This is a genomic window from Ruegeria sp. AL3 (genome assembly GCF_056536065.1).
The window spans coordinates 1749663-1776310 of record NZ_JBQFJG010000001.1; the positions used below are offsets into that span (position 1 = coordinate 1749663).

Consider the following 26648-nt stretch of genomic DNA (forward strand, 5'->3'; position numbering starts at 1 on the left):
CTGGTGGGCGGCAGTTGCTCTGAAAGAGCAATGAGAGCCCACACCGTCGAACCAAAGAAGGCCGCTCCACACCGGGGCGGCCTTTTTTATTTTGTGTGAAGACCTTGGCTATTTACAAATATTAACCAATTCTTCCAGCGCTTCTAACAGAGGTGAATTGTTATCTGCTGAATTGTAGTGTTCGGCGTGTGAGCTACCCAAATCACTTGTGCAATGCGTTTCATTGCATTCGATGGCTGTCTCCCGAATGAGCTGGCCAGCAGGCTGAAGAGCTTCATCGTTGTTGTAGGTTTCCATGAACGCAATCGAGTAGTTTTCTGCATTGTCACCCCCACCACTAAATACAACGTAATGGTCATCCGCTCTCAGGATGCGGAGGTCTACAATCGGAGTTTTCAAATAGGTTCCCTGATGCAAGATACCGTTTTGATCTGAAGTTTCCGTGCCGATCAAAAACATACATTTCTGTGGAAAGGAGATCTGCTGGGTTTTCTTTCGTCCGGCTGCCTGCGGCTGTGATGTCAAAGACATCTTGGCGATTTTGTGAGTCAGGCTCTCATAGTCGGTTTCGCCAGCTAAAACCGCGCGACAAGCTACGATGATTAGAATGGAGGCACCTAATAGGTGTTTCATATTGTTTCCTTCGAATGACGCTAGTCGACGGTTGGTATAATCCTTAAGGAGAAATCCCAATACCGAAAGCAACTTTAACGCGCGATGATTCCGTTTGCAGAGCATGGATTCCCCCTTGCCAAACCCCGCCAACCCCACTTTACGCGCGTTCTCAACAAGAACGTCACGGTGGGGTGATCCCAGCTTTTGAGGCGTGACGTGGATTGGCGATGCGCGTCTGTCCTCCTCCCTGCTGCGACGTCAAGGAAACGGGCAGAGCGTCTCATGTGGGCGCGGTCCGCACGGACTGAAGCCCTTACTTGACAAGGGCTGTGATCCATACCGGCGGCTGACGGTCTTGCCGTCAGCCGCTGGTGATTGCAAATCAGGACAGTGCTGATTCAGCCGCCGCCCGGACAGCGCGGATGTTGTTTCCGTAGACCTGTGGGGTTGAAACCGAACCGCCTTTGAATACAGCCGAACCGGCCACCAGCACATCCGCACCCGCCGCTGCCACCAGCGGGGCGGTATTCGGGTCGACGCCACCGTCAATCTCAATATGCACCGGACGATCACCGATCATCTGACGCAGTTTTTTGACCTTGCCAGTCATGTCGATGAATTTCTGGCCCCCAAAGCCGGGGTTCACGGTCATCACGCAAACCAGATCCGTGAGGTCCAACAGATGCTCGACCGCTTCGGCTGGGGTGCCGGGGTTCAGGGCAACGCCGGCTTTCATTCCGGCGCCGCGAATGGCCTGCAAGGTGCGATGGGTGTGGGGGCCGGCTTCGACATGTGCGGTCAGAATGTCCGCTCCGGCATCGGCATAGGCCTGGATGTAGGGATCGACCGGCGTGATCATCAGGTGAACGTCCATCACCGTTTTCACATGCGGGCGAAAGGCTTTCACGGCCGGAGGGCCAAAGGTCAGGTTTGGAACGAAATGGCCATCCATCACGTCAACATGAACCCAGTCGGCGCCCTGCGCTTCGATGGCCTGAATTTCCTGCCCAAAATTGGCGAAATCGGCGGACAGGATAGACGGCGCGATCTTGATGGTGCGGTCAAAGCTCATGGTGGCCTCGTATCAGCTGAAGAGTCGCGGATGCGTATACCCCTGAGCCGGTGGGATGGATAGCCCCCGCAAACGCTGTGCCGCCACAAAACTCTTACCGCGTAGCATCTGACCCAATGGGTTGAGGCCTCGGCCCGGAGGTCGGATGCGGCTGAGAATCCTAGTTCGCTGATGCCTCGTTCAGGGTCAGCGTTACACGCTCACCCGCGAAAACCGTGCGGCCGTACTCGACTGGCCGTCCATCCGGGTCGGCATTGACGCCGACCGAAAAGAGAACAGGAGCACCTTCTGACAATTGAAGTTGCAGCGCCTGCGTTGCGGTCGCCCCGCGCGCGGTCAGGCGAGTCGAGACGCGGACGTAATCCCTGATGCCGCAGGCTTGCAGCGCTTTGGTGACGGATTGGGTTTCGGTCAATGTCTGCAAGATATCCGGAAATCGTTCCGCGGGGAAAACGCTTTGAAACAGGGCTATGGGCTGCCCGTCCGCCAGGGATAATCCGTCATAGACGTGCACTGGATCACCCTTGTTAAGGCCCAGAGCTTCGGCTTCGGCTTCATCGGCGACGCGCGTGGTCAAAGCTAGGATTTTCTTACCCGGTATCTTGCCGCTGGCCGAGATGTTCTTGTGATAGCGCACCCTTTTGCCGATCGGATAATCCGTTGGCCGTGCCGCAACAAAAACGCCCGCACCGCGCCGAGCGTGCACCAGCCCCTGATCAGACATGTCAGCCAAAGCGCGCCGTACCGTGTGGCGGTTGACGCCATGGGTGGCGGCCAGCTGGGTTTCGGTCGGCAGGCGATCTCCGGTTTGATAGCGCCCCTCGGCGATGTCCGAGGTCAGGCGCAGGGCAATACTTTTCCAGATCGGCGTTTTGCTCATTCCACCAAACCTTCAAACGGTCGCAGATTGCGTTTTGACAACCTGTCGGTTAACATTTGTCTAGTTGTATAGTTCATGTAGACAACCTATCCAAGAGGCTTTGATGGCAAACCAGACGAAAATCGGGATCAAGGCACGGAAGGAATGGATGGGTCTGCTGGCGCGCGCGCCGGACACTGCCCTAATGGCGCTGTGGGACGGCATTCAGGACTGCCCGAGTTTCGAATGGCTGCGCAGGCCCGAAGTGGGTGGTGTCATGGTGCGTGGCCGCATCGGAGGAACCGGCGCCTTGTTCAACCTGGGTGAAATGACCGTTACGCGCTGCTCGGTCGTGTTGCAGGATGGTACGGTCGGTCACGGATATATTCAGGGCAGGTCGAAATCCAAGGCAGAAGCGGCGGCATTGATTGATGCGATGATGCAGACGGCCGCTGCTGGTGATTTGCAGGAACGGCTGCTTGATCCGCTGAGGCTGCAAATGCAGTCGATCAAGACAGCGCGCGCCGCAAAGGCAGCGGCCACCAAGGTCGAGTTTTTCACGCTGGCTCGGGGGGAAGACTGATGCCTGTTCAAATGCGGTACTCGGGGGGCTTTCAAGACGCACCTGTCGACGCGGCACATGCATTCCGCGCGGCCATGACCGCCATGGCGCGCCCGGGTGAACTCCGCACCCTGACTGGCTGCGCACCACCTGCGCCCTTGTCCGTCGCGGCTGGCACGCTGCTCCTGACGCTTTGCGACGCCGAGACAAACGTTCATCTGGCGGGTGAAGCCGACACCGATGTGGTGCGCGAATGGCTGACCTTTCACACGGGTGCACCGATGGTGGCGGCGGAAGAGGCTGATTTTGCCCTTGGTACGTGGGAAGCACTGGCGCCGCTCAACACCTATCGTATCGGGACGCCGGAATACCCGGACCGGTCCGCGACGCTTGTTGTGGAATGCAGGCGGCTGGAGCAGAACGGTGCGGTTCTCAGCGGCCCCGGTATCCGGGACACGGCGCGGCTTTCTCTGCCGGATGCTCCGGCTCTTCAGAACAATACGCTGCTTTACCCTTTGGGGTGTGATTTTTTCTTCACCTGCGGTGAGGCGGTCGCGGCCCTGCCGCGTAGCACGCAAATCAGGTCCAGGGGGTAAGCCATGTATGTCGCTGTCAAAGGGGGCGAAAAAGCCATCGAAAACGCCCATGCGTGGCTTGCCGAAGAACGCCGCGGTGCGACAGATGTCGCGGAACTGAGCTTCGCGCAGATCCGTGAACAGTTGGGCCTTGCGGTGAACCGGGTCATGGCTGAGGGGTCGTTATACGATCCCGACCTTGCTGCGCTGGCAATCAAACAGGCGCGCGGCGATCTGATCGAGGCGATTTTCCTCGTCCGCGCTTACCGCACGACCCTGCCTCGTTTCGGCTATTCCAACCCCGTCAAAACCGGCGACATGGCCTGTGATCGCCGGATCTCGGCCACGTTCAAAGATGCCCCCGGTGGTCAGGTTCTGGGGCCAACCTTCGACTACACCCACCGATTGCTGGACTTCAAGCTGGCGGCCGAGAGCGAAGTTCCAAAGGCGCCTGAAGGCCCTGTGCGGCTGGAATCAACGCCACATGTTACCGCATTCCTGAAGGATGAGGGTATCATTCAGGATGAACCGGCCCGCGATGACGTTCCGGGCGATCTGACCCGTGAACCGATGGAGTTCCCGTCCACCCGCCCGGTGCGCCTTCAGTCGCTGACCCGTGCGGACGAGGGATTTGTGCTGGGCATGGCTTATTCGACCCAGCGCGGTTACGCCCGCAACCACGCCTTTGTCGGAGAATTGCGTATCGGCAAGGTCGTGGTTGAGCTGGACATCCCCGAGCTGGGCTTTGCCATCGATATAGGCGAGGTCGAGCTGACCGAATGTGAGACGGTGAACCAGTTCACCGGTTCGAAAACGGAACCGCCACAGTTCACGCGGGGCTATGGGCTGGTCTTTGGCCAGTCTGAACGAAAGTCCATCGCGATGGCGCTGGTCGATCGGGCCTTGCGGTGGGAAGAGTTGGGTGAAGACAACGTGGGCGCGCCCGCGCAGGATGAAGAATTTGTTCTGAGCCATGCGGACAACATTCAGGCTACCGGCTTTCTCGAACATATCAAGCTGCCGCATTATGTCGATTTCCAGTCCGAGCTGGAACTGGTCCGCAAACTGCGCCGAAAGGCCCAAGAGCGCATGTCAGAGGAGGCCATGGAATGAAAGCCGTCGTTTTTGATATCGGAAACGTTCTGGTCAAGTGGGATCCGCATCTGGCATGGCTGGAGGAGATGGGTAGCCGCGAGGCGGTGGCAGAGTTCCTGACGCGCATCAATTTCCCCGAACGCAACCTGCGGGCCGATGGAGGAGAGATGTTCGCCGATCTGGCCGCTGAACTGGAAAATGCGGAAGATCGGCAGCGCCTCAGTGTTTACGTTGAACGTTATGCCAGAACCGTTCCGCAAAAGATCGAGGGAAGCTGGCGGCTGCTTTACCGCCTGAAAGAGAAAGGCACTCCGGTTCACGCGATCACCAATTGGTCAGCGGAAACCTGGCCTGTCGGCGTGGGGGCACATCCCGAATTGGGCGAAGTGTTTGGTGTCACCGTCGTGTCGGGGCAGGAGAAGCTCTTGAAGCCTCAGCCAGAGATTTTCCATCTGTTGTGCAAGCGGGCCGGGCTTTCACCCGAGAACTGTATTTTCATCGATGACGGGCTGCACAATGTCGAAGGCGCGCGTGCGGTGGGCATGGATGGGATCCACTTCACCGCGCCGCACGCGCTTGAACGCGCTCTTGCAGAAAGAGGCTGCTTATGAGCGCGTACAACTTCGCCTATCTGGACGAACAAACCAAGCGGATGATCCGGCGGGCGATCCTCAAAGGTCTGGCCATACCGGGGTATCAGGTGCCGTTCGCCAGCCGCGAGATGCCGATGCCCTATGGCTGGGGTACCGGGGGCGTACAGGTTTCAGCCGCGACGTTGACGCCCGAGGATACGTTCAAGGTGATCGATCAGGGCGCAGACGACACGACCAACGCCGTATCCATCCGCAAGTTCTTTGAAAACACCGCAGGCGTCGCCACCACGGAAAAGACGGAACAGGCCACAATCATTCAGACCCGCCACCGCATCCCCGAAGCAAAACTGCGCGAAGATCAGATCATCGTTTATCAGGTGCCGATTCCCGAACCTCTGCGCTTTTTGGAACCGCGCGAGACTGAGACGCGCAAGATGCACAGTCTTGAGGAATACGGGCTGATGCATGTGAAACTGTACGAGGATATCAGCCAGCATGGGGCAATTTCGACCGCTTATGCCTATCCGGTGAACGTGGCTGGACGCTATGTCATGGACCCGTCCCCGATTCCGAAATTCGACAATCCAAAGCTTGAGATGGACGCGATCCAGCTGTTTGGAGCCGGGCGCGAGCAGCGTATTTATGCGGTGCCTCCGCATACCAAAGTCGTGAGCCTCGATTTCGAGGATTATCCGTTCGAGGCCACCAAGGCCGATCATCCCTGCGATCTGTGCGGGGCCGAAGACAGCTATCTGGACGAGGTTATCATGGATGACGCGGGCAACCGGATGTTTGTCTGTTCTGACACGGATTACTGCCGGTCACGGCGTGAGGCGGGGCATGCAGGCCAATTGGCCGGAAAGAACGCGCAATGACCCCTCTGTTGCAAGTCAAAGGCATTGAAAAAAGCTATGGCCGCCGGATCGGATGCGCGGATGTGAATTTTGATCTCTTCCCCGGAGAAGTAATGGGAATCGTTGGTGAAAGTGGGTCGGGCAAGTCGACCTTGCTCAACTGTATGGCCGGCCTTCTGAAGCCGGATGCCGGGCAGGTGATCTTTGATACCCGTGCAGACGGCCCGGTCGATACGGTCACAATGTCCGAGCCAGAGCGCCGGATGCTGAGCCGCACCGATTGGGCCTTTGTCCATCAACATGCGCGCGACGGGTTGCGGATGTCTGTCAGCGCCGGAGGCAACATTGGCGAGCGGCTGATGGCCGTCGGCGGACGCCACTATGGCAGCATTCGGGGCAAGGCCATTGACTGGTTGGGCCGGGTCGAGATTGACGAGAGCCGCGTCGATGACCGCCCAAGCGCGTTTTCGGGCGGGATGCAGCAGCGTTTGCAGATCGCGCGCAATCTGGTGACAGGTCCTCGGCTGGTGTTCATGGACGAACCGACCGGTGGTCTGGATGTGTCGGTACAGGCGCGTTTACTGGATTTGTTGCGCGGACTTGTGCGTGAGATGAGGTTGAGTGCGATCATCGTCACCCATGATCTTGCCGTGGTGCGTCTGCTGGCGGATCGGTTGATGGTGATGAAAAGCGGTCGCGTGGTCGAGGCCGGGCTGACGGATCAGGTACTGGACGACCCGCAACATGCCTATACGCAGTTGCTGGTGTCCAGCGTTTTGCAGGTTTGAGGCTTTGGGGAAAGATGAAGCCATGATTGAACTTGTCGATGTCAGCAAAAGCTTCACCCTGCACAATCAGGGCGGCGCCGCGATCCCGGTGGTGAAAGGCGCGTCTCTGAAAGTGGAACCGGGTGAGTGCGTCGCCCTGACCGGGCCGTCGGGTGCAGGCAAATCCACGCTGATGCGGGTGATCTACGGCAACTATCTGGCGGCCACTGGTCAGGTGCTGGTCGCAGGGTTGGACGTGGCCCGGGCTGAACCGCGGCAGATCCTGTTGCTGCGTCGTGACACGTTGGGCTATGTCAGCCAGTTCCTGCGGGTCGTGCCTCGGGTGCCGACGCTGGACGTTGTGGCAGAGCCGCTGCTGGCAGCGGGCTGTGACAGGCAAGTGGCAATGGACAGGGCAGCCGGATTGCTGAAACGGCTGAATATTCCCGAACGTCTGTGGACCCTCAGCCCGACGACTTTCTCGGGCGGCGAAAAGCAGAGAGTGAACATTGCGCGGGGCTTTGCGCATGAATATCCGGCAATGCTGTTGGATGAACCGACCGCAAGCCTGGATGCGCAGAACCGGGAAACGGTTTTGTCCCTGATCGAAGAGGCCAAGAACAAGGGCGTGACGATTGTCGGGATTTTTCACGATCTCGACGCACGCGAACGGGTCTGCGATCGCGAGGTCGATGTCTCGGACTTCACGCCGGGGATGGCTGCATGACGCTTGCTCCGGTCATAGCGGTCGTGGGTCCTTCGGGGGTCGGAAAGGACAGCGTAATGAACGCGTTGGTGGCCCGGGCGCCGGGTGTTCAGCGGCAGCGGCGGGTGATTACCCGTCCCGAAGGCGAAGACGGCGAAGATTTCGACCGGGTCTCGGTCGATACATTTCAGCGAATGGAACGGGATGGTGCGTTTGCGCTGAGTTGGCATGCGCATGGGCTGTGTTACGGCGTGCCGAAGACGATCACGCGGCAGCGGCAGGTGGCCGTGGCCGTTCTGGTCAACCTGTCACGAACGGTGTTGCTTGAGGCGCAGGAGGTGTTTGGTGATCTGATCGTGATTTCCCTGACGGCCAAGCCCGAGGTTCTGTCCGAACGCTTGTCCTTAAGAGGGCGGGAAAGCAAGGCGGAACAGACGCGGCGTCTGGACCGGGCCCAAACGTCTTTGCCCAACGGTTTGAATCAGGTCCTGGAATTCGACAACTCCGGTGCGATGGAAGATACGGTTGCCGAAATCCTGTCGCACCTTCAACCGGAAAGCCCGTAGCGATGGATAAGGTAGAAGCGCCCGTCCTCAGCCTCGCCCGTAAGGGCCAGATCCGTGATCTGGAAGGGCTGCGGCAGCAGTGGGACCAGATCGGTTTGCAGCGCGTTCCGAGTTGCTCTCAGGGTTGGTTTGTCCAGCTTGCCGCTCAGCGTGATGTGAAAGCGGAACGCGTCCAGTACGTAAGGATAGCCCCACTGAACCAGGTTGGCGTCTTGCTCTGGGGTCAACCCGGCGGCGCGACGGCGGGCCAGTTCGGCCTTGGAGGTAGGCGCACGAAAGCTGTCCAGTTCCCGAACACAGGCCGCGGCAAGCGCATTCAGTGCCCGCGTCTCACCCAACGGACGCAGGGCCAGAAAGCGCCCAAACCGGGCGATCTCGAGGCCATCCAGCGACACAGGTGGTTGGCGGGAGGCGAGCGAGCTGCACGCCTCTTGCAGGGCTTCGAACGTTTTGCCGTCGCGCAGTCTGAACGGTGGCTTCAGTGTCGCGTGCAGCCCGTACTTGCGCGGCACCTCCGTGACAGCGGCAACGTCGATGCCTTCGACAATCGGATGGGCAACCGGCTTTCCCGCCTCCATGTCCCAACCCAGCCAACTGGTTGCAAATTTCGCCCATTCCTTTCCCGCAGGCGGCGCAAAATAGATCGCGTATCGCGTGAATGTCATGTCGGCCTCCTCTTGCGTGGCCTTCCTCGGTCTCAACATGCGTGAAGCTCAGATGACAGAAGACTTGATCCTTGCCAATGCCACGCTTGTTTTGCCGAATGAAACCGTAACCGGCAGTGTCCGGATTGTGGGTGAGGCCATCGCTGAAATCGACACCGGAAACGGGGTCCCCGCGGGCGCGATAGATTGCGAAGGCGACTATGTCAGCCCCGGCCTTGTCGAGTTGCACACGGACAACCTTGAACGTCACATACAACCGCGCCCACAGGTGAACTGGCCCCATGCCGCCGCAATTCTTGCGCATGATGCGGAATTGGCCGGCGCCGGGATCACGACAGTGTTCGATGCCATGCGGGTTGGATCGATCCCGTCGGGCGCCCGGCGGTATGGGAAATACGCCCGCGGCCTGTCGCAGGAGTTGTGGGATCTGCACGAACAGGATGCGCTTAAGATCAGCCACTTTCTGCACTTGCGGGCCGAGGTGTGTTCGGAAACTCTGGTTGAAGAGCTGAGCGAATTTGGACCGGAAGACAGGGTTGGCATTGTGTCCATAATGGATCACACACCCGGTCAGCGTCAGTTTCGCGATATGGGCAAGCTGGAGACCTTTCTGAAGGGCAAATATGCCATGGATGATGACACGTTCTTTCAGCACGTGGCGCAATTGAAAGGGCTTCGAGATCGCAATGGCGTACTGCACGAGGTCGAAGCTGTCAAAGCTGCCCGCCGTTTCGGAGCAGTATTGGCCAGCCATGACGACACGACTGAAGATCAGGTGAAAGTGTCCGTAGGTCACGGCATCCGTCTGGCCGAGTTCCCCACAACCGTCGAAGCGGCACGCGCCTGCCACAAGAACGACATTCGGGTCATGATGGGCGCGCCGAACATAATCCGCGGGGGGTCGCATTCAGGCAATGTTGCTGCCTACGAGCTGGCTCAGCTTGGGTATCTGGACATCCTGTCTTCGGATTATGTGCCGTCGGCCTTGTTGCTGTCGGCGGTTAGGCTGGGCGAGATTTGGGGCGACCTGGCGCGGGGGATGAAGACGGTTACGCTGGCACCGGCTCGGGCCGCAGGGTTGGAGGAGCGGGGCGAGTTGCGCGTCGACGCCCGCGCCGATGTCATCCGCTTCCGGATGCGCGCGGGTGTACCCGTCCCGAGTTCGGTTTGGGCGCGCGGTCGACGCGTGGCGTGATCAGGCGGTGTAGAACAGGTAACGGTCCGGGGCGATTGTCTTGGGCCCCTGGATCTGGGCAAAGCCGACCAGGGGCTGACCTGAAATCAACAACCCGCCGGGCTGCATGACTTTTGCGATCAGCGGGCTGAGACGCTCTGCTTCGGCGACGTCCTCGTGCTTGATGCCGCGTCCGAAATCGTAATGCGCCAGCGCGATTCTATGCCCGTCGGCCGCCAGTCTGAGCAGCATCGGTTCGGCCTCACCTTGCAGGAAATCCTCGGCCGGGGGGGTGCTGTCCGGATGGCATTGCAGGATCCGGTCCATCACCCAGATCCGGCGCTCTGGCAGGATTTCACGCAGGTGGTCATAGGTGCGGCCATTGCCCAGGCCCATATCCAGCACATCCCCCGGCTGGCCGCTGATCCGCTCGGCCGCCCAGTTCAATCCGTCGCGTTGGGCCGTCAGTCGGCGCAGCATGGAATCCAATCGGCTCATGGTGATGTCCTCATTCGTTCTCTGGCGCGACCCAGGCTGTGGCGGGCCCGCTCAGCAGTTTGCTCAGAAGGGCCTCGGTAAAGGTCCAGATGTCCTGATCATGGACCAGATGATGGGTCAATATGCCAAAGGGCTCGGTGTTGTCTGAACGGCCTTCGCGTCGGTCTCGCAGAAGACCAGCAGTCTGCGCGATCAGGGCGTCGGCTGAGATCAAGCCACGCGACCCGCGCCAGTCGATCGGATCAAGGTGGGTATTGATCTGCTCAAGACCCGGTGCGGCCAGGCATGATTTGCGGGGCGTTGCGGTGGACAGGATGCGGTATCCCAGCTTTGGCAACTGTTTGGCCATTTCGGGTGCAATGCGATTCCAGGGGGGCACGAACATTTGTCGCATATTGTCACCAAACAGGGACCGAAGACGCACCATCCCGGCCTCCGCATCCGTCACCATCATGTCCAGCGGACGGTCGAGCCGAAACTCGGCCTTCTTCTCGCCGCGGGGCGCATGGTTTGTATGCGCCCACCCGTGTACGACCGGAACAAGAGACGCGCGCGCGGCGACGTATTCCGCCAGCGCGGGCGTCGCGTCGCGTGGAATGACGGCCAGATGCACGGGCAGGCCCAGTTTGTCGGCCAGCTCGGAAAGGCGGTCCAATTGCGGTGTTGGCGCAATGGCATCATCATCGCGCCACCACACAGGCAAGGGCAAGCTTTCGGCGCGCCAATGATTCAACTCGACGTCAAGTGGGCGCCAGTCGGGGTTCATGTGCGCTGCTCCAGCAGGCGCTTGGCGATGTGGACGGATTGGATGGCCCCGTCAAAACCGAAATCCTGTTGTACACGGGGGCCGTCGGCCACGACACGCTCCACCGCCCGAGCCAATGTCGCCCCGCTCAACGCTCGGCTTTCCAGAACTTCGATTGCGGGCAGATCGGACAGGCTCTGCCCGCGCAGCCCTTGTTCCACCTCTTTGCCGTCGTCGAAAGGTACAAACACGGCGGGGGTGCCACTTTGAAGGATATCCATGGCAGTGTTGTAGCCGCACATGCTTACCGATGCCGCTGCCAGGGGCAGCATCTGGCGGAAATCCGGCCGCACAGGTTCCAGAACAACCGAAGCACCTTCGACCATCCGGGACAATTCCGCGATCCGTGCCTTTGCATCCGTTCCACCGACCAGCAGGCGCCAGCGCCTGTTGGGCATCTTTCGGGCGGCCTCGATGGCCGCGCGAAAGATCGGTTGCCCGACGGATCCGCCGCCAGCGCTGACCAGGATTTCATCCTGGCCCGCTGCGTCGGGGTGAGGTTGGGGCAATGCAGGCGCCACAAAGCCGGTGTAGTGAAGTCGCTTGGCCAATCGGTCCGACACCGGCCAGCTGACCGACAGGGGTGTAACGCTTTCGGTGGAATGCACCAGAATGCCGTCATAATGCCGAGACACGATTTCATCCGCGCGCTCGGCCTTGGCGCGTTTGGAGGGCGGAGCCAGAATGTCGCGGATGGATCCGAGAATGACGGGACGCTCAGGCAACGCGCTTGCCGCATTCAAGGCCGCATCGAACTCGGCCGACAGTGATCGGCGACCAAAGGGGTAAAGCTCGGTGATCAGGATCTGCGGCTGGAAGCTGTTCACCGCCTGCACCAGGGCGGCCTCGCGCGTGGCGTGATAGGCCGCGTCAGCCTCGTCGCCGCTTTCGGTCAGCAAACGGGTGAAGTTGGTTCCGTCTGACCTGAGCGGCGGCAAGCCGAACAGGGTCATGCCCGTGCTGTCCAATTGCGGCGCGGGCATGCCACCCGTCACGACCATGACGTCGTGGCCATCATCCCGAAAGGCCCGCCCCAATGTCAGCGCCCGGCTGAGATGCCCGGTGCCCAACAGGTGCGTGACGATGATCATCACCTTCATTGCGGGGCCTCGTATTTGATCAGGCGAACGGGGTCGGCGTCGGCGGTCATGGTCTTCATGTCGACGATATACAGCCGATTGCGTTTGATCTTAAAGGGGGCAGGTCCTTCGAAATTCCAACCCCATGCCCAAGCCAGAATGACCCGCATGATACCGATATGACAGACTGCGACCGTATCCTGCCGCAGCGCGGACAGCCAGGGGCGAAGCCTGTCCCGAACCTCGGCCGGGCTTTCTCCGTTTGGTGGGCGGAAATCCCAGCCCCAATGCTCGATATGACGATATCCGCTGGATGCGTCCGCGATCAGGTCGACCCCGCGCTGACCTTCCCAATCGCCCCAGTTCATCTCGGTCAACGCGTCCGAGGTGTTCGGGTCGCGACCGGTCACGATTTGCGCCGTCTCACTGGCGCGGTGCAGGGGGCTGGACCAGATGTCAGCCTTGGCCCAGTCCTGCGGCAATCCATAGCCCGCCAATTCGGCTCGGGCGTCATCGTCCAGCGGTATGTCGCTGCGCCCCTGGATCCGTCCCGCGCGGTTCCAATGGGTGTGCCCGTGGCGGAGCAGTGCAAGCCGGGTCATGATACGTCCTTCAGCAGGGGTCGGAGGGTTGCCCACAAGCGCTCGGTCGCCTGTGGCATCAGGTGGCGCTCTGCCACGTAGTTGCGTGCCGCAGCGCCCAGAGTGTGGCGCAGCATGGAATCCGACAAAAGGGCCTGTATGCCATCCGCAAATCCCCTGGCGCCGCTTTCGACGGATGGATAGGCCGCCGGGGACAGAACATCGCGTACACCGGGCCGATCCTGAGCGACCACAGGCAATCCCGCAGCCTGCGCCTCGAGGTAAATCATGCCGTAAGCCTCATTCACTCCGGGCCATGCGAGCAGAGATGATTGTTGATAGACGCGTTGCAGTTCTTCCCGGTCAAGCTGACCCAGAAAACGCACCCGCTGTCCGAACGGCGCCATCAGCGCCTCAACCTGCCTGCGAGCCGGGCCGTCTCCTGCGATGTTCAGGTGCCAGTCCCCGGTCAAATGCGCCAGGGCCTCGGACAATATCTGATAGGACGCCAGCTTGTCCCCATGCCGCATCATGCCGACGGTCAGCATGGGTGCGCCACCTGTGGCGGCCGGAGGCAGTTCCGAGATGGGCAGGAACGGAGGCAATTCGACCAAAGCCTGATCGCCAAAGCGATCCCGCCGCAAAGTGATCAGGTCGTTGGCCGTATGATAAAAGATCACATCCGCTGCATCGCAGGCCTGATGCGCCGCATTGGCGAACTCAGCCCACGGCCCGTTTAACCGACTGGATGCGCGGGTGCTTTCCAGTTGCACATAGGGAATGCCACGCGCCTTGCAAACCCGAGGGCCCAGCAGGTCAGGTGCCTTGTAATAGTTGTGGTAGGTCACCCACAAATCGGTATCTGAAGGCATGTCAGAGACAAGTCGCTTCGCTTCATCTTCTGCCGCGCGCCTCAGGGCTTGTTGCAGGTCTTCGTCGCCGCTTTTGTCATAGATGCGCAAGTCGGTCGCCAGATCGACCGTATCACCCTCGGCGGTCAGCGCCTGCATCAGATTCCGGGCCATTTCACGGTCGCCCGAAGGTTTCGGGCTGTCAGGAGATTTCATCGGGGCATAAAACGCGACCCGCGCCATTAGGCGTTTTCCATGCACATGGAGTTGAGGCGTTCCGACAGCCGTGCGATGCCGGGAGCCATCCGGAACTCAGCGATCAGACGGTCATAGGCCGCATGCGCCATCTTTGACGCTTGCTGCGGATTGGCTGACAAACGTTCCACGGCTTCCGCAAGTGCAAAAGGGGCGTCATCGGACAAAACCCCATGTGTTCCGGTTTCGATAAACTCGGGGATCGCCGAGACCGGTGTCGACAGGATTGGCAACAACTGAGACGCGGCCTCCATCAGCACATTCGGCAACCCGTCGCGGTCTCCGTCCTTCGCGATACGGCTGGGCAGAACGAACAGGTCGGCATCACGCATTGCTGCGATGACCTCGGGCTGGTCGCAAGCCCCTTTCCAGGTGATCCGGTTCGCAATGCCGGCTGCGTTCGCCTGTGCCCTCAAAACGTCATCCAATGCGCCGCCGCCGATATGGGTCCAGTGCCAGTTCAGGTCATCGGGCAGCAATGCGAAAGCCGCGATCAGACGATCGAAGCCTTTTTTCTCGACCAGCCGCCCGACAGAAATCATGTGAAAAGGATCATTCACAGCACGCAGCTGTCGCGTTGGGGGCTTGGGAAAGCGAGACAGGTCCAAACCGTGATAGATCAGGTCCACGCGCTTGGGGTCATCGGCCAGGCTGCGCAGATGTTCCGCTCCGATGGCTGTGCAGGTGGCGCCAAACGTGGCCCCGTAGGAGGCGGCTTGCAGCTTTTCACGTTTTTCCCAATCCGGCGACGTCCAGATATCCTTGGCATGAGCCGAAAAACTCCACGGCAATGCGCGCATGATGGCGGCGTAACGGGCAACGGATGACGGCGTGTGCATGAAATGAGCGTACAACCCTTGCGTCCGGGCAGGCAATTCCGCGGCCAGAACGCAGGCTTGCCCAAACCGTCGGATGCGATTGGGCGTCGGGTCGCGCTTCAAGTCCTGACGCCAGGTCCGATAGGCCCTGTCGTAACCGGGAAGCGTTTGGGCCAGGGCCCGTGCCGCCCAGACCCGTTTGGGTTCATCATGAAGATACTCGGGCAGGTATCGGACCTGTCCTGTGAACCGGTCATGCAAGGGATGACGTTTCGTATCGGTCGGGTGCCGCAAAGACCAGATGTCAAAGCGATGCCCGGCCTCCTGCAAGGCGACAAGTTCCTGCGCAATGAACGTTTCGGACAGTCGTGGCCAACCTTTGACCACAACCGCCAATCGAGGAGAATCTGAGGTCATCCGGTGGCTCGTTCCTGTTCCCAGGTCAGCAGGCTCTCGATGCGGTCGGTGACATAATCCAGCCCGTCCAGCAATCCGCTTTGTATCGCCTGCGACGGTAGGGACTGGTGCGGCAATTCCCGAATGGCGCGGATCATCGCGTCCGGCGTCAGGCCATCCCGGTTTTCATCCAGCATTCGGACAAGGCCCAGCCCTTCTGCGCGCGAGGCCCGTATCCACTGTTCCAGACGGGGCGTGGTGCGCGGGACGATGACAGCGCGTTTGTCAAAGGAAAGAACCTCGCAGAACGTGTTGTAGCCGCCCATGCAGACGACGCCTTCGGCCCCTGCAAACAGCGTTTCGATCTGGGATTCGAACCCAACGGCAGTGACGCGGCCGTTCAACGCGGCAACGCGGGTTTCGAAATCTTCGCGCAACTCACCGGACAGGAAGGGGCCATAGACCAAAACCGCGCGCGGCGACAGATCCGGGTCTTTTTCATATGCGGACAGGACGAGGTTGACCATCGCCTTGCCGTCGCCGCCACCGCCGGGCGTGATCAGGATGTAGGGTTGTTGCGGAGGCTCGCCGACCGGACCAAGATCGCGGCGCAGATATCCCGTCCAGTGGATGCGGGACTGCGCCGAAGCGCTCAGCGGCAACCCCTGCGTCGGGTCATAAATCGACTGCAAGCCGTAAACCCAGATTTCGTGATAAAACCGTTCGGTGGCTTCAACGGCCTCCTTGCGCGCCCACTCGGCGGCCAGGACTTCGGGTTCATCCAGAACATCGCGCAACCCAAGCACCATTTTGGTTCCGCAGTTCTTTTGCAGATGATTCAGTGTCGGCAGCAGCTCACCCCGAAACCCCGTCGGTTCCTTGTCGACGATCAACACGTCAGGGTCGAACTGCTGAACGGCGGTTCGAATAAGACCTGACCGCAGCTCGGTCACTTCTTCGATGCCCATCCCGATCGTGCGTGCAGCATAAGACCCGTCTGCGCGTTTGGTGACACCGGGCAGGCGCACGTGGTCAACGCGACGGGGAAAGGTAAACCGTCCGGCCACGGGTGATCCCGTCAGGATCAGCGCGGATGCGCTTTGGTCCGCCTGCGTGATCGCGGCCGCCAAAGCCCGAGACCGGCGAAGATGGCCCAGCCCGAACGTATCGTGACTGTAAAACAGGATACGCGGTGCGCGGCCCGGTTTGGAATTGGTTTTGCCTAGGCTCATAGTGTTGCCTGTCTTCTTGATCCCGGTTCGAAATCCGCGCGTATGCAAGCGTTACTGTATATATCCCCGTCGCGCTTGCCAAAGGAGGAATTGCTCTTCAGCAAATGTTCCAAGCATTGCGATTTGGCAACAGCATATTGACGGTTTCGCGTCATGTCGCACCAAAGCTTGAGAGGGATCGCAAAAGAACCGATGAACTGGCAAAGGGGCAGGGCCTTCAACTGCCGTTCATATTCAATTTTCGCCAGATTGAAAACATCCGGAATTACGCAGTGCGCCAAGAACACGCCCGAACACGATATTGAGCAGGGTGCACCCGAGTGTTTGAACTGCCTAAAACCCTTCTGTAATCTGATCGCTATCGGAAAAACTGGATGCAAAACCCCATGAAACATACCTTTCTGGCCGCAACACTTCTGGCTTTGTGGGCTTTTGTACTGGCGCTTCCGGTAAGCGTTTCAGCGCAAACATCCTTGATTCCGGGATACAACGCGGACAGTTCGTCTGCGTCCTCGCCGGAAAGTGACCTGGCTGCCGCAATTCGCGCCGCCAGCGAAGCCGGGGCCAGTGTGATCGTCATCGACAGCGCCGGGCAGGTTGTGACAACGGCAGGCGGCACGGATGCGGGTACGAATGATGCGGCGGGCGATTCGAACAATCCCATGGGTGAGGGATCGCAGCTGATGAAGGCGCAGGAGCGGTTCTCGAAATTCCGTGAGTCCATGCAGTCACGGCTTGAGGCGCTGCCGTATTCGGTGTTCGAAGTGAAGTATATCCTGCGCCAGACCAGTCCGGACGGTCGCATTCAGACCTATGTGGAAGTTCTGGGCTGGAACATCCTGTTCCTGTTGTTGGGCCGCTGGCTGTCTATCGAGATATACGGGAAACGCATCGCGCGTCGCTGGGTCGTGGCGCGGATCAAGGATGAACCGCAGGGTTACCGAGAAAAGATGCCCTTCCTTCTGTTCCGGTTCCTGATGGGGATCGGAGCGACGATATTTGCCATGCTCATGGCCCTGATCGTCGGATACCTGTTTTTTGGCGAAGCGGACGATATCTCGATCCAGTTCACGGTCACGGCGATCTTCACGGCGTTCTTCCTGTCGCGCACGGTGTCCGATCTGTGGCGGATGGTATTGTCACCTTACCTGAGCCAATACCGGCTGCCACCGTTCTCGGACCGGGACGCCAAGCGGCTGTATCTGTGGGCTTCGGCACTCGCGACCTATGACATCACGGTTGTCCTGTTTTCGACCTGGGTTGCGGATTTCGGGCTGAACTACAACGTCTACGCCATGGTCTATGGCTGTCTGACAATGGTGGGCGCTTTCGGCAATATTCTGATGATCCTGTTCAATGCCCGGGCTATTTCAAATGCCATCCGGGGCGGAAGAGCGCCGGATCAGGTCTCGTGGTTGTTGCGGTTCGTATCCTTCGGCTGGGCACCTGCACTGATCGTCTATGTCGTGTTCAGCTGGTTCCGTCTGGCGGTTGATCTTGCACTGGAGAACCCAACGCCGCTGCCGCTGATCGCAAGCAGCTATATGATCTTCATGTCTGTCGTCGTTGCCTATGGTGCGATGAACTACGTGCTGGAGCGGTATTTTGACCGTTCGCGCAAGATCAACGAGATAAACGAAGAAACTGCCGCTGCCGAAGCGGATGCCGAGCCCGTGGAAACGCCCGAAGCAGAACAGCGCAAACAGTATCTTCTGACCTATGAAGATCTGGCGCGCCGGGTGGCCGGAATTCTGGCCTTTGTGATTGGTGTCTATGCCCTTGTGGTGATTTGGTACCCCGATGCGGAATGGAGCGAGGACCTGCCAGTTGCACGCGTGCTGGATGTAATGGTCATCATTTTCATCGGCTACATCCTGTTTCATTTCTTTCGCATCTGGATCGACAGCAAGATAGCGGAAGAAGTCGATGATGGCACCGAGGCCGAACTGGGCGATGAGGGCGGGGAAGGCGGGCAAAGCCGGCTGGCGACGCTGCTGCCATTGTTCCGCGGCGCAATTCTGGCCGTTGTGGTCGTGACCATCATGCTGATCGTTCTCATGGAACTTGGTATCAATGTCAGCCCGCTGTTTGCCGGTGCTGGTGTGGTTGGTCTGGCTGTCGGTTTCGGATCTCAAACACTGGTGCGAGACATCTTTTCAGGGGCGTTTTTCCTGATGGATGATGCCTTTCGGAAGGGTGAGTACATCGATATCGGAGACGTCAAGGGAACGGTCGAGAAAATCTCGGTCCGGTCCTTCCAGCTGCGTCACCATCTTGGCGCGTTGAACACGATTCCTTTTGGCGAAATCAAGGTTCTGACGAACTATTCCCGTGACTGGGTGATCATGAAGCTGCCGCTGCGCGTGACCTATGACACGGACGTGGAAAAGGTGCGAAAGCTGATCAAGAAGCTGGGGCAGGAGTTGCTGAGCGATCCTGTGATCGGCGAAAACTTCATACAGCCGCTGAAGTCCCAGGGCGTGATCGAAATGCAGGATTCAGCGATGATCATCCGGGTCAAGTTCATGACCAAACCGGGCGATCAGTGGCTGGTGCGCAAGAAGGTCTATCAGGAAATTCGCGAATTGTTCGCGCGGGAAGGCATCAAATTCGCGCATCGCGAAGTCACCGTGAGGTTGGCAGACGGCAAAGACGCCGATGACCTGACGCCGAAACAGCGTGAGGCGGTAACAGGCGCGGTGCAGGCAGCGATCGATGAGGATTACCTGGACGATATCGGCCCTGGGGGCGATGATCGATAGGGGCGCGGCTGCGTACCGGATGGTCAGTAGGCGTCGAGCGGCCAGACAGGTTCTGATCTGCCCAGTTTCGACGCGGGCAAATCCCAGCGCATCGTCGCTTCGCCGACCCTCAGCGCAGGGTTGAGGCGATGGCCCGGCCCCCAGCCGGACGCCTCTGTCGCCGTGCCGTAATCCGTTGTTGCCGGGCTGACGGGTGAAGCTTCTGCGTCGTCTTTGCCGAGCACGGCCAGAAGTTCGGCGGTGCGCGCCAGAGAGAGATGCGCGTGCATGATGGAATTGCCTGACGCGGCCTCGGCCAGTGCGGACAGGACGGCAGCAGCCATCAGATAGCCGGTCGCGTGGTCCAGAGCCTGAACAGGCAACGGGGTCGGCTTGTCCGCGTTCGCCCACTCCATCCCGGCATGGGCGATACCCGCGCTCATCTGGACAAGGCTGTCAAACCCGCGCCGGGTCGACCATGGACCTTGCCAGCCATAGGCATCCAGCGTGACTTCGATCCGGTTCGGAGCCAGCTCGTCACGTTTGGCCCGGGTCAGACCCAGTGCCTCCAGCGCGCCGGGTCGATACCCGTGTACGAACACATCCGCCTGAGCCAGCAACCCATGCAATCGTTCAAGGCCGGTTTCGGATTTCAAATCAAGATAGGCGCAGCGCTTTCCCAGAGATATGTCGGGGATCACCCCCGGTTCATCCCAGCCAGGTGGGTCGATGCGCAAGACCTCGGCTCCGAACCCTGCAAGCGTTCGCGTAGAAACCGGGCCGGCCAGAACGCGCGTCAGATCCAGCACCCGCAACCCGGCCAAAGGCCGATCAGCGGTGGCCCGAGGTCTGTCGCGCAGGTTGACATAGCGCGGTCCCTGCCAACCGATCAAAGGGTCGCGCGACACGGCGCGGCCTTGTGGGTGATCAAGCCATTCCGTCCGGCTGCGCATGGCAGCGGCCACCCCACCTTCGGCAACAACCGCCGTTTCCAGATCCGATACTGACCAAGATCTGACGGCTTTTGCCACGGCTTCACGCTCTGGCCGGGTGCCAAGGACTTTCAACGCGGCAGAGCGATGGCGGGGCAGGTTTGTGTGCAGCCTGATCCAGCCATCAGCGGCTTTGTAGTCGCCCGCGACCGCATCCCACAAACTGGGCATGTCCCAACCATCCGGCTTGAAGGAATAGCCGAACCACAGAGATGCCAGCCGATGATCGATCGAGACTTCGGGTGCCTTCGTGGACAGGTTGAGCGCCTGGATCAGCTGGGCCATTTCCCGCCCCACGGCTGCGAAACTGGCGGTGGCCAGTTCGGAAACGGCAAAGGCGCTTGGCAGCATACCGGCACCGACCCTGTGATAGCTGCCGGCAGCGGGAAGAGTGGCCAGCAGACTCATTGCTGATAGGGGTCGAGACTGTCGCGCAGCCCGTCACCAAGGAAGTTGAACGCCAAGACCACGACAATGATCGGCAGCATCGGGATTGCCGTCCAGGGATAGATCTCGATCGACGCGAGGTTCTGCGCGTCATTCAGCATCACGCCCCAACTGACCGCAGGTGCGCGCAGGCCGAGGCCAAGAAAGCTGAGCGCTGTTTCCCCAAGGATCATGGCCGGGATCGACAAAGTGGCCGACGCGATCAGGTGCGACATGAAGTTGGGCAGCAGGTGCTTGCGGATCACACGGCCCGAACTTGCCCCCATCATCTCTGCGGCCCGGACATATTCCTCTTCCCGCAAAGACAGGAATTTTGCGCGAACCGAGCGCGCCAGGCCCGGCCAGTCGAGGATGCCCAGAATGATCGAAATGATGAAGAACACCGCGACCGGGCTCCAGTTCGAAGGCACGGCGGCGGAAAGGGCCAGCCACAGAGGCAGTTCCGGCAACGAACGCAGGATTTCGATGACACGGTTGATGGTCCAGTCGATACGTCCGCCGAAATAGCCGGCCATCGAACCGAACAGGATGCCAAGAAAGAAGGACACCGAGATGCCGATCAGCCCCACCGTCAAAGACAGCTGTGCGCCATAGAGAATACGGCTGAAGATGTCTCGGCCCAGCCGGTCGGATCCCCACAGGAACAGCGTTGTCCCCTCTGGCGGGCAGAACAGGTGTGTGTCCGACGGTACGAAACCGGCCAGCTTGTATTCAGAGCCTTCGCAGAAGAACCGGATTGGGCGCGGGTCTTCGGTGTCGGGGACGAACTTCCATTGGAAGGTTTCAAGGTCCGCCTCGGCGACGATCGGATAGACATGTGGGCCGATGAACTCGCCCTCGTGAAACCAGTTTACCGATTGTGGCGGCGCGTACAGGTGCTCTCCGTTTCGGTCATTTGGCCCGTAAGGCGCAATAAACCCGGCAAAGGGCAGCATTAGATAACAAAACAGCAGGAAAATGCCCGAGATTAGGCCCAGCTTGTGGGTTTTGAACTTGCGCCAGACCAGAACCCAGTTGGGGGCATCCAGATCGGCGCGTTCCAGCTGCTGAATCGAGGCCTGCGGATCAAACGGCGCGTCATCGACATAGCGGTTGTCAGGACGATCAGTCATGCCTCGCGCCCCTCATACCGAATGCGCGGATCCAGCATCACCAGCAGGATATCCGAAATCATCGTGCCGATCAGCGTCAGCAGGGCGACGAACATCAGGATGAACGCCGACAAGAACTGATCCTGCGTCTTCAAAGCAGTCAGCAGTGTGGGGCCGATGGTTTGCAGGCCCAGAACGACCGATACCAGAACCGAGCCGGACACCATCGACGGCAGCAGGTTGCCGATATCGGCGACAAAGGGGTTGAAGGCCACCCGCAGGGGATACTTGGTCAGCATTCGTGACGGGGCCATGCCCTTCGCGATGGCGGTTTCCACATAGGGTTTGCCGAGTTCGTCCAGCATGTTCGCGCGCAGACGCTGCATCATCGCCGATGCCCCTGAAGTACCGATGACGAAGGTCGGTACGATCAGGTGGATGAGGATGGACTTCAATTTCTCCCAACTCATCGGCTGGCCTTCGAAACTCGGATCCATCAAGCCCCCGATCGGCAGGTTGAAATACTGGTGGCCATAATAGAACAGGATCAGCGCCAGCAAAAAGTTCGGCGTTGCTAGCCCCAGATATCCGACGAAGGCCGAGGTATAGTCGATCCATGTCCGGGACCGCGCGGCGGCGATAACGCCCAGTGGCAATGCGACGGCATAAACAAACAGGATTGCAGCCAGATTGACCACAACTGTCAACCAAAGCGTGTCACCGACGATTTCGGAAACGGGACGGTCGAATTCAAAGGACCACCCGTAATTGCCCTGAATCAACCCGGAAAACCCGTGCGGTCCGGGCCAGAATCCCATCCAGATCAGGTATTGTTCCCACATCGGACGGTCCAGAGCGTATTCAGCGCGCAGAAACTCTGCCTTTGCGACACCTGCGGACTGGCCCGAGGCCTGAAGTTCAGCGATCTGGTTGCTCAGATAGTCGCCGGGCGGAAGGTTGATGATTACAAAAACCAGAACCGAGACCACCAACAAAGTCAGCAGCATCGTGAAAAAGCGATACACCACGTAGCGCAGCATGATCATTTAGCTGCTCCTGCTCAGTCGGCGAAAAAGAATTCGTCCGGGCGGTGAATGCCGAAATGTGCACCGGGTTCCCAAGCCCACATAGCCTGTTCCGGAACATTGCGCAGGCGGTTTGACACCACAATGGGCTGGGGGGCGCCGTTCAGGATGCCAATCGCATAGACCTGATCGGCATGGATTTTCAACATCTCGGTCCAGACAGCTGCGCGTTCTTCATCGGTCGCGGCGATTTGCCATTCATGCGCCAATTCCATCAGGCGCTGCGCCTCTGGCATGTCGGGGGCCTCACCCGCTTCGCCACCGGTCTGATAGTGCTGCCCCCATTTTGGCCAGGCCAGAAACACCTGATCTGTCGGGGCCAGATAAGCCGGAGATGTATGCGCCTGTGGAATACCGTCATCCCAACCGAACCAGACGGACGCCATGGAATTGCCCGCGAAAACGCGGTTGCGCAGGATGTCCCTGTCCAGCGGGCGCATGACCAGTTTGACACCGATTTCACGCCAGGTATCGGTTACGATCTGAAGCGCGTTTTCGACTTCCTGCCGCTCACCTGCGGTTTCGATAACCAGCTCCATCGGACGGCCGTCAGGCAAAAGGCGAATGCCGTTCTTGTCGCGCTGATCCAGACCAGCCTCATCCAAAAGTGCATTGGCCTGATCAATATCGTATTGTGCCCAGGCCGCAGCGTTTTCTTCACTGTAGAAGGGCGAGGCGGGAAGAACCGAGTTCGCGGCAGGGTGTGCGAGTTTGAAGTAAAGCGCCTGGTTGATGGTCTGCCGGTCGATGGCCAGCGACAAGGCGCGCCGAACACGAGCGTCCCTCAGTACATTGCGCCAGACGTCATCAGAGAAGTTCAGGTTCGGGTAGATCGCGACCTGCGAGGCCACGCCGGTTTTCCACAACAGCGTTTTGTATCCGCCCTGTGCTTCGCCTTTCTTGAGGATCGACGCGTCTCGGAAGGCAAGGCCACGGCCTTGCAGGTCGCTTTCACCGGCGTTGGTCTTGGCGGCAACAAGACCGGGGGCGACGATCTCCATCTCGACCACGTCAATATAGGGAAGCTGCACCCCCTTGCTGTCGATGCGGTGATAATAGGGGTTGCGCACAAAGCTGTGACGGATTTTCTTGCCCGAGCTGGCGTTCAGCCATGGCTGCAACGTGGGAAGTTCGTGGTTGTCGAACTTGTAAAGATTATCCAGCTTGTTGTGCAGCGCTGCCCAACTTTTGACCCGGGCATCTTCAACCTGAAAGGCAAGCTCTTCCGCATCTGCGTATTTCTCGTGATACTGTTTCAGAAAGGCGGCCGGCCGGTAAATAAACGGCGGTCGTGCTTGTGCCAGAGATTGCAGAAAGTTCGGGTTGGGATCATCCCATTCGAAGATCACTGTGGTCTCATCAGGAAACGTGACCGTGGGCAATTTGCCTTCGACGATCAGAAAATCGGGTGGGCCTGACGGGCTGAGCAACTCGTTGTTGGCGACGTCTTCCCACCAATAGCGGAAGTCTTCCGAGGTAAAGGGTGAGCCGTCCGACCACTTGTGTCCTTCGCGCAGTTTCAGGGTGAATTTGCGATTGCCCTCGTTTTCATACGAGGCTAGCAGGTCGGGTACCAATTCGTAATCTTGGTTGAACCCGACCAACCTTGCATAGCCGTAGACAACCATCTGCCGGATATCTTTGGATCGTGTGACCATGGTGCGCAGAGTGCCACCCGGTTTCCCGAATTCTCTTCCTTTTGCGGCCAGATCCACAATCAGAGGGTCCTTGGGCAAACGCTCCTGCACTGGCGGAAGATTGCCGCTTTCAACCTCGGCGCTCCAGAATGCGCTTTCCTGAGGTGTCGGGATTGTCTCTGCCGCGGCGGGCAGGGTCCCTGAAAACGCCAGCATTGCGGCCAGCAGCAGAGGGCGAATGGTATTAAACATGGCAACGTACCTTATGGCCCGGTTCCAATTCCACCAATGAGGGTATCACGGTGTCCGAGAAACGAAAGGCTTCATCCCAACTGTCCGGCGCGCCGGCACCCAGAGAAACCAATTGAAGGTCAATCGGGCGATTGATGTCGGGTTCGGGTTGAGCGGCAATCAGCGCCTTGGTGTATGGATGGCGCGGATTGTAGAAAAGAGTTTCGGGCGGTGCCTGTTCGACGATCAGACCCCGCCTCATGACGGCAACTTCGTCAGCGATCCGTGCAACAACGGCCAGATCATGTGAGATGAACAGGTAGGACAGGTTCAGGCTGTCTTGCAGGTTTTCCAGCAAAGTCAGGATTTGTTCCTGAACAGACACATCCAATGCCGAGGTCGGTTCGTCGCACACGATCAACTGCGGGTCCAGCATCATGGCCCGCGCCACTGAAAGGCGTTGTCGCTGCCCTCCGGAAAACGCGTGCGGATAGCGTTTGAGCATATCACCCGTCAGGCCGACGCGCTGCAACATCTCGGCGGCTTTGTCACGCTGTTCGGCTGTTGTGCCGATGCGATGGATTTCCAGTGGCTCGGTCATGGCGTCCTGGATGCGCATCCGCGGGCTGAGCGAACTGTAAGGGTCCTGAAACACCATCTGCGCCTTGCGCTGAAACGCTGTGCGCTGGGCTCGGGTCATTTTGTGCACCGTGATCGGGTCGGCGTCGGGGGCGGTACGAAACAGGACTTCACCACCGGGGTCGGGCAATTCAGCCCCCAAGGCGATGCGGGCCGCCGTTGTCTTTCCAGATCCGCTTTCACCGACAATTGCCAAAGTCTTGCCGCGCGCCAGGTTCAGGTCGACTCCTCGGCAGGCATAGATTGCTTTGTCGGATTGCCATCCTTTGCTGGACCGCATGGTATAGGTCTTGGACACATCCTTCATCTGCAGGATCAGATCCGTGTCGGGCATCGGTATACCCACCGCATCCTGATCCGGTATTTCCGGCGCGGCATCAAAAAGCTGCTTGGTATACGGGTGTGCGGGCGCGGTCAGGATCGGGGCGGCGGGGCCGGCCTCCATGATACGTCCCTTGTGCATGACGACGACCTGCTCGGCCATGTTGGCGACGACGCCCAGATCATGAGTCACCAGAATAAGCGCCATGCCGGTTTCACGCTGCAATTCCTTGATCAGGCCCAGAACCTGCGCCTGCGTGGTCACATCCAGTGCGGTGGTCGGTTCGTCCGCGATCAGCAATTCGGGTTTGGACACCATTGCCATGGCGATCATGGCACGTTGGCGCATACCGCCTGACAACTCGAAAGGGTAGGAGTCATAGGCACGCTGTGGATCAGGGAAACCGACGCGTTCGAATTGCGTCAGGACCTTTTTGCGCGCCGCGGACTCGGACAGCCCACGATGCAGCCACAAAACCTCGCTGACCTGATTGCCGATCTTGTGCAGCGGGGACAGCGATCTCATGGGCTCCTGAAAGATCATTGAAACCCGATTGCCGCGGATGTCGCGCAGCTCACGTTCGGAAACCGTGGTGAGCTCGCACATGCCCTTGGAATCGTTCAGGGTAATCGTGCCGCTTCGAATCTGCGCCGTGCGGGGCAGGATACGTAAGGCTGCGCGGCATGTGATTGTTTTTCCCGATCCCGATTCTCCGACAAGGGCAAGCGTCTGTCCGGCTTCGACATCGAAGTTCACATCCGTGACCACGGAATTGCCCGTACCAAAGCCGATGCTGAGGTCTCTTACGGACAACAACGCGCTCATGCGGGTTTTCCACCCGTTTG

Annotated in this window: 26 protein-coding genes; 10 read left to right on the plus strand and 16 right to left on the minus strand. The window is 59.4% G+C overall.

Going from position 1 to position 26648, the window contains the following annotated elements; genetic code table 11:
* Positions 1-108: 108 nt before the first annotated feature.
* The 3 genes from ACR3E6_RS08955 to phnF form a co-directional block, all read right to left on the minus strand.
* Entirely contained in the window at positions 109-633 is a 525-nt protein-coding gene (locus ACR3E6_RS08955; protein ID WP_480486778.1) for a hypothetical protein, read from the minus strand.
* Positions 634-997: 364 nt separating this feature from the next.
* A complete protein-coding gene (gene rpe / locus ACR3E6_RS08960) occupies positions 998-1687 on the minus strand; it encodes a ribulose-phosphate 3-epimerase (RefSeq protein WP_480486780.1) in 690 nt (229 codons plus the stop codon).
* 160 nt (positions 1688-1847) lie between these two features.
* Positions 1848-2567: a phosphonate metabolism transcriptional regulator PhnF gene (gene phnF / locus ACR3E6_RS08965; protein ID WP_210093582.1), complete on the minus strand. Its 720-nt coding sequence runs from the start codon at positions 2565-2567 to the stop codon at positions 1848-1850.
* Positions 2568-2670: 103 nt separating this feature from the next.
* Between phnF and phnG the strand changes: the two genes are divergently transcribed.
* From phnG to ACR3E6_RS09005, 8 genes are read left to right on the plus strand one after another with little or no spacing between them, the layout of a single operon-like run.
* Positions 2671-3129 (plus strand): phosphonate C-P lyase system protein PhnG, encoded by a 459-nt coding sequence (gene phnG, locus ACR3E6_RS08970; protein WP_480486782.1) that lies wholly within the window; start codon positions 2671-2673, stop codon positions 3127-3129.
* The gene (phnH, locus tag ACR3E6_RS08975) at positions 3129-3704 is read left to right on the plus strand and encodes a phosphonate C-P lyase system protein PhnH (protein ID WP_480486784.1); all 576 of its coding nucleotides are present in this window, start codon (positions 3129-3131) and stop codon (positions 3702-3704) included. The genes phnG and phnH overlap by 1 nt, the downstream gene beginning before the upstream one ends.
* Before the next feature lie 3 nt (positions 3705-3707).
* Positions 3708-4796 carry a carbon-phosphorus lyase complex subunit gene (locus ACR3E6_RS08980; RefSeq protein WP_480486786.1) on the plus strand — a complete coding sequence of 363 codons (1089 nt, stop codon included), beginning with the start codon at positions 3708-3710 and terminating at the stop codon, positions 4794-4796.
* Positions 4793-5389: an HAD family hydrolase gene (locus ACR3E6_RS08985; RefSeq protein WP_480486788.1), complete on the plus strand. Its 597-nt coding sequence runs from the start codon at positions 4793-4795 to the stop codon at positions 5387-5389. The genes ACR3E6_RS08980 and ACR3E6_RS08985 overlap by 4 nt, the downstream gene beginning before the upstream one ends.
* Complete coding sequence (locus ACR3E6_RS08990; protein ID WP_171636670.1) at positions 5386-6246, plus strand: alpha-D-ribose 1-methylphosphonate 5-phosphate C-P-lyase PhnJ; 861 nt, start codon at positions 5386-5388, stop codon at positions 6244-6246. The genes ACR3E6_RS08985 and ACR3E6_RS08990 overlap by 4 nt, the downstream gene beginning before the upstream one ends.
* Entirely contained in the window at positions 6243-7013 is a 771-nt protein-coding gene (phnK, locus tag ACR3E6_RS08995; RefSeq protein WP_171636672.1) for a phosphonate C-P lyase system protein PhnK, read from the plus strand. Before ACR3E6_RS08990 ends, phnK begins: the two co-directional genes overlap by 4 nt.
* A 22-nt stretch (positions 7014-7035) precedes the next feature.
* Positions 7036-7719, plus strand: coding sequence for a phosphonate C-P lyase system protein PhnL (gene phnL / locus ACR3E6_RS09000; protein ID WP_209834838.1), 684 nt, complete (start codon positions 7036-7038; stop codon positions 7717-7719).
* Entirely contained in the window at positions 7716-8264 is a 549-nt protein-coding gene (locus ACR3E6_RS09005) for an AAA family ATPase (protein WP_171636676.1), read from the plus strand. The genes phnL and ACR3E6_RS09005 overlap by 4 nt, the downstream gene beginning before the upstream one ends.
* On the opposite strand, the gene ACR3E6_RS09010 is transcribed toward ACR3E6_RS09005, so the two are convergent.
* Positions 8246-8929, minus strand: coding sequence for a DUF1045 domain-containing protein (locus ACR3E6_RS09010; RefSeq protein ID WP_480486791.1), 684 nt, complete (start codon positions 8927-8929; stop codon positions 8246-8248). The two genes, ACR3E6_RS09005 and ACR3E6_RS09010, sit on opposite strands and share 19 nt — an antisense overlap.
* Before the next feature lie 52 nt (positions 8930-8981).
* On the opposite strand from ACR3E6_RS09010, the gene ACR3E6_RS09015 reads away from it, so the two are divergent.
* Entirely contained in the window at positions 8982-10124 is a 1143-nt protein-coding gene (locus ACR3E6_RS09015) for an alpha-D-ribose 1-methylphosphonate 5-triphosphate diphosphatase (protein WP_480486793.1), read from the plus strand.
* On the opposite strand, the gene ACR3E6_RS09020 is transcribed toward ACR3E6_RS09015, so the two are convergent.
* The 7 genes from ACR3E6_RS09020 to ACR3E6_RS09050 are packed head-to-tail and all read right to left on the minus strand — an operon-like array spanning position 10125 to position 16618.
* Positions 10125-10601, minus strand: coding sequence for a class I SAM-dependent methyltransferase (locus ACR3E6_RS09020; RefSeq protein ID WP_171229514.1), 477 nt, complete (start codon positions 10599-10601; stop codon positions 10125-10127).
* Between the two features lie 10 nt (positions 10602-10611).
* The gene (locus tag ACR3E6_RS09025; RefSeq protein ID WP_480486795.1) at positions 10612-11367 is read right to left on the minus strand and encodes a polysaccharide deacetylase family protein; all 756 of its coding nucleotides are present in this window, start codon (positions 11365-11367) and stop codon (positions 10612-10614) included.
* Positions 11364-12506, minus strand: coding sequence for a glycosyltransferase family protein (locus ACR3E6_RS09030; protein WP_480486797.1), 1143 nt, complete (start codon positions 12504-12506; stop codon positions 11364-11366). The genes ACR3E6_RS09025 and ACR3E6_RS09030 overlap by 4 nt, the downstream gene beginning before the upstream one ends.
* Entirely contained in the window at positions 12503-13087 is a 585-nt protein-coding gene (locus ACR3E6_RS09035; protein WP_171636684.1) for a histidine phosphatase family protein, read from the minus strand. Before ACR3E6_RS09035 ends, ACR3E6_RS09030 begins: the two co-directional genes overlap by 4 nt.
* The gene (locus tag ACR3E6_RS09040) at positions 13084-14160 is read right to left on the minus strand and encodes a glycosyltransferase family 4 protein (protein ID WP_480486800.1); all 1077 of its coding nucleotides are present in this window, start codon (positions 14158-14160) and stop codon (positions 13084-13086) included. The genes ACR3E6_RS09035 and ACR3E6_RS09040 overlap by 4 nt, the downstream gene beginning before the upstream one ends.
* Positions 14160-15407: a glycosyltransferase family 4 protein gene (locus ACR3E6_RS09045; protein WP_171636688.1), complete on the minus strand. Its 1248-nt coding sequence runs from the start codon at positions 15405-15407 to the stop codon at positions 14160-14162. Before ACR3E6_RS09045 ends, ACR3E6_RS09040 begins: the two co-directional genes overlap by 1 nt.
* Positions 15404-16618 (minus strand): glycosyltransferase family protein, encoded by a 1215-nt coding sequence (locus ACR3E6_RS09050; RefSeq protein WP_480486802.1) that lies wholly within the window; start codon positions 16616-16618, stop codon positions 15404-15406. The genes ACR3E6_RS09045 and ACR3E6_RS09050 overlap by 4 nt, the downstream gene beginning before the upstream one ends.
* Positions 16619-17004: 386 nt before the next feature.
* On the opposite strand from ACR3E6_RS09050, the gene ACR3E6_RS09055 reads away from it, so the two are divergent.
* Positions 17005-19380 carry a mechanosensitive ion channel family protein gene (locus ACR3E6_RS09055; protein WP_171636692.1) on the plus strand — a complete coding sequence of 792 codons (2376 nt, stop codon included), beginning with the start codon at positions 17005-17007 and terminating at the stop codon, positions 19378-19380.
* A 23-nt stretch (positions 19381-19403) separates the two neighbouring features.
* Here ACR3E6_RS09055 and ACR3E6_RS09060 read toward each other — a convergent pair whose 3' ends face one another.
* The 5 genes from ACR3E6_RS09060 to ACR3E6_RS09080 are packed head-to-tail and all read right to left on the minus strand — an operon-like array spanning position 19404 to position 26628.
* Positions 19404-20759: a CoA transferase gene (locus tag ACR3E6_RS09060; RefSeq protein ID WP_480486804.1), complete on the minus strand. Its 1356-nt coding sequence runs from the start codon at positions 20757-20759 to the stop codon at positions 19404-19406.
* Complete coding sequence (locus ACR3E6_RS09065; protein WP_171724500.1) at positions 20756-21910, minus strand: ABC transporter permease; 1155 nt, start codon at positions 21908-21910, stop codon at positions 20756-20758. Before ACR3E6_RS09065 ends, ACR3E6_RS09060 begins: the two co-directional genes overlap by 4 nt.
* Complete coding sequence (locus ACR3E6_RS09070) at positions 21907-22935, minus strand: ABC transporter permease (RefSeq protein ID WP_152457137.1); 1029 nt, start codon at positions 22933-22935, stop codon at positions 21907-21909. Before ACR3E6_RS09070 ends, ACR3E6_RS09065 begins: the two co-directional genes overlap by 4 nt.
* Before the next feature lie 14 nt (positions 22936-22949).
* Positions 22950-24863: an ABC transporter substrate-binding protein gene (locus ACR3E6_RS09075; RefSeq protein WP_171636697.1), complete on the minus strand. Its 1914-nt coding sequence runs from the start codon at positions 24861-24863 to the stop codon at positions 22950-22952.
* Positions 24856-26628 (minus strand): ABC transporter ATP-binding protein, encoded by a 1773-nt coding sequence (locus ACR3E6_RS09080; protein WP_171636699.1) that lies wholly within the window; start codon positions 26626-26628, stop codon positions 24856-24858. The genes ACR3E6_RS09075 and ACR3E6_RS09080 overlap by 8 nt, the downstream gene beginning before the upstream one ends.
* Positions 26629-26648: the final 20 nt, after the last annotated feature.

Bases quoted from the DNA above. Each gene is read 5' to 3' on its own strand.
- ACR3E6_RS08955 (WP_480486778.1), bottom strand. From the start codon at position 633: ATGAAACACCTATTAGGTGCCTCCATTCTAATCATCGTAGCTTGTCGC.
- phnL (WP_209834838.1), top strand. From the start codon at position 7,036: ATGATTGAACTTGTCGATGTCAGCAAAAGCTTCACCCTGCACAATCAG.
- ACR3E6_RS09015 (WP_480486793.1), top strand. From the start codon at position 8,982: ATGACAGAAGACTTGATCCTTGCCAATGCCACGCTTGTTTTGCCGAAT.
- ACR3E6_RS09050 (WP_480486802.1), bottom strand. From the start codon at position 16,618: ATGAGCCTAGGCAAAACCAATTCCAAACCGGGCCGCGCACCGCGTATC.
- ACR3E6_RS09020 (WP_171229514.1), bottom strand. From the start codon at position 10,601: ATGAGCCGATTGGATTCCATGCTGCGCCGACTGACGGCCCAACGCGAC.
- ACR3E6_RS09040 (WP_480486800.1), bottom strand. From the start codon at position 14,160: ATGGCGCGGGTCGCGTTTTATGCCCCGATGAAATCTCCTGACAGCCCG.
- ACR3E6_RS08990 (WP_171636670.1), top strand. From the start codon at position 5,386: ATGAGCGCGTACAACTTCGCCTATCTGGACGAACAAACCAAGCGGATG.
- ACR3E6_RS08980 (WP_480486786.1), top strand. From the start codon at position 3,708: ATGTATGTCGCTGTCAAAGGGGGCGAAAAAGCCATCGAAAACGCCCAT.
- ACR3E6_RS09065 (WP_171724500.1), bottom strand. From the start codon at position 21,910: ATGACTGATCGTCCTGACAACCGCTATGTCGATGACGCGCCGTTTGAT.
- ACR3E6_RS09055 (WP_171636692.1), top strand. From the start codon at position 17,005: ATGAAACATACCTTTCTGGCCGCAACACTTCTGGCTTTGTGGGCTTTT.
- ACR3E6_RS09045 (WP_171636688.1), bottom strand. From the start codon at position 15,407: ATGACCTCAGATTCTCCTCGATTGGCGGTTGTGGTCAAAGGTTGGCCA.
- ACR3E6_RS09060 (WP_480486804.1), bottom strand. From the start codon at position 20,759: ATGAGTCTGCTGGCCACTCTTCCCGCTGCCGGCAGCTATCACAGGGTC.
- ACR3E6_RS09080 (WP_171636699.1), bottom strand. From the start codon at position 26,628: ATGAGCGCGTTGTTGTCCGTAAGAGACCTCAGCATCGGCTTTGGTACG.
- phnG (WP_480486782.1), top strand. From the start codon at position 2,671: ATGGCAAACCAGACGAAAATCGGGATCAAGGCACGGAAGGAATGGATG.
- ACR3E6_RS09005 (WP_171636676.1), top strand. From the start codon at position 7,716: ATGACGCTTGCTCCGGTCATAGCGGTCGTGGGTCCTTCGGGGGTCGGA.
- phnK (WP_171636672.1), top strand. From the start codon at position 6,243: ATGACCCCTCTGTTGCAAGTCAAAGGCATTGAAAAAAGCTATGGCCGC.
- rpe (WP_480486780.1), bottom strand. From the start codon at position 1,687: ATGAGCTTTGACCGCACCATCAAGATCGCGCCGTCTATCCTGTCCGCC.
- ACR3E6_RS09010 (WP_480486791.1), bottom strand. From the start codon at position 8,929: ATGACATTCACGCGATACGCGATCTATTTTGCGCCGCCTGCGGGAAAG.
- ACR3E6_RS09070 (WP_152457137.1), bottom strand. From the start codon at position 22,935: ATGATCATGCTGCGCTACGTGGTGTATCGCTTTTTCACGATGCTGCTG.
- phnF (WP_210093582.1), bottom strand. From the start codon at position 2,567: ATGAGCAAAACGCCGATCTGGAAAAGTATTGCCCTGCGCCTGACCTCG.
- ACR3E6_RS09025 (WP_480486795.1), bottom strand. From the start codon at position 11,367: ATGAACCCCGACTGGCGCCCACTTGACGTCGAGTTGAATCATTGGCGC.
- ACR3E6_RS09030 (WP_480486797.1), bottom strand. From the start codon at position 12,506: ATGAAGGTGATGATCATCGTCACGCACCTGTTGGGCACCGGGCATCTC.
- ACR3E6_RS08985 (WP_480486788.1), top strand. From the start codon at position 4,793: ATGAAAGCCGTCGTTTTTGATATCGGAAACGTTCTGGTCAAGTGGGAT.
- phnH (WP_480486784.1), top strand. From the start codon at position 3,129: ATGCCTGTTCAAATGCGGTACTCGGGGGGCTTTCAAGACGCACCTGTC.
- ACR3E6_RS09035 (WP_171636684.1), bottom strand. From the start codon at position 13,087: ATGACCCGGCTTGCACTGCTCCGCCACGGGCACACCCATTGGAACCGC.
- ACR3E6_RS09075 (WP_171636697.1), bottom strand. From the start codon at position 24,863: ATGTTTAATACCATTCGCCCTCTGCTGCTGGCCGCAATGCTGGCGTTT.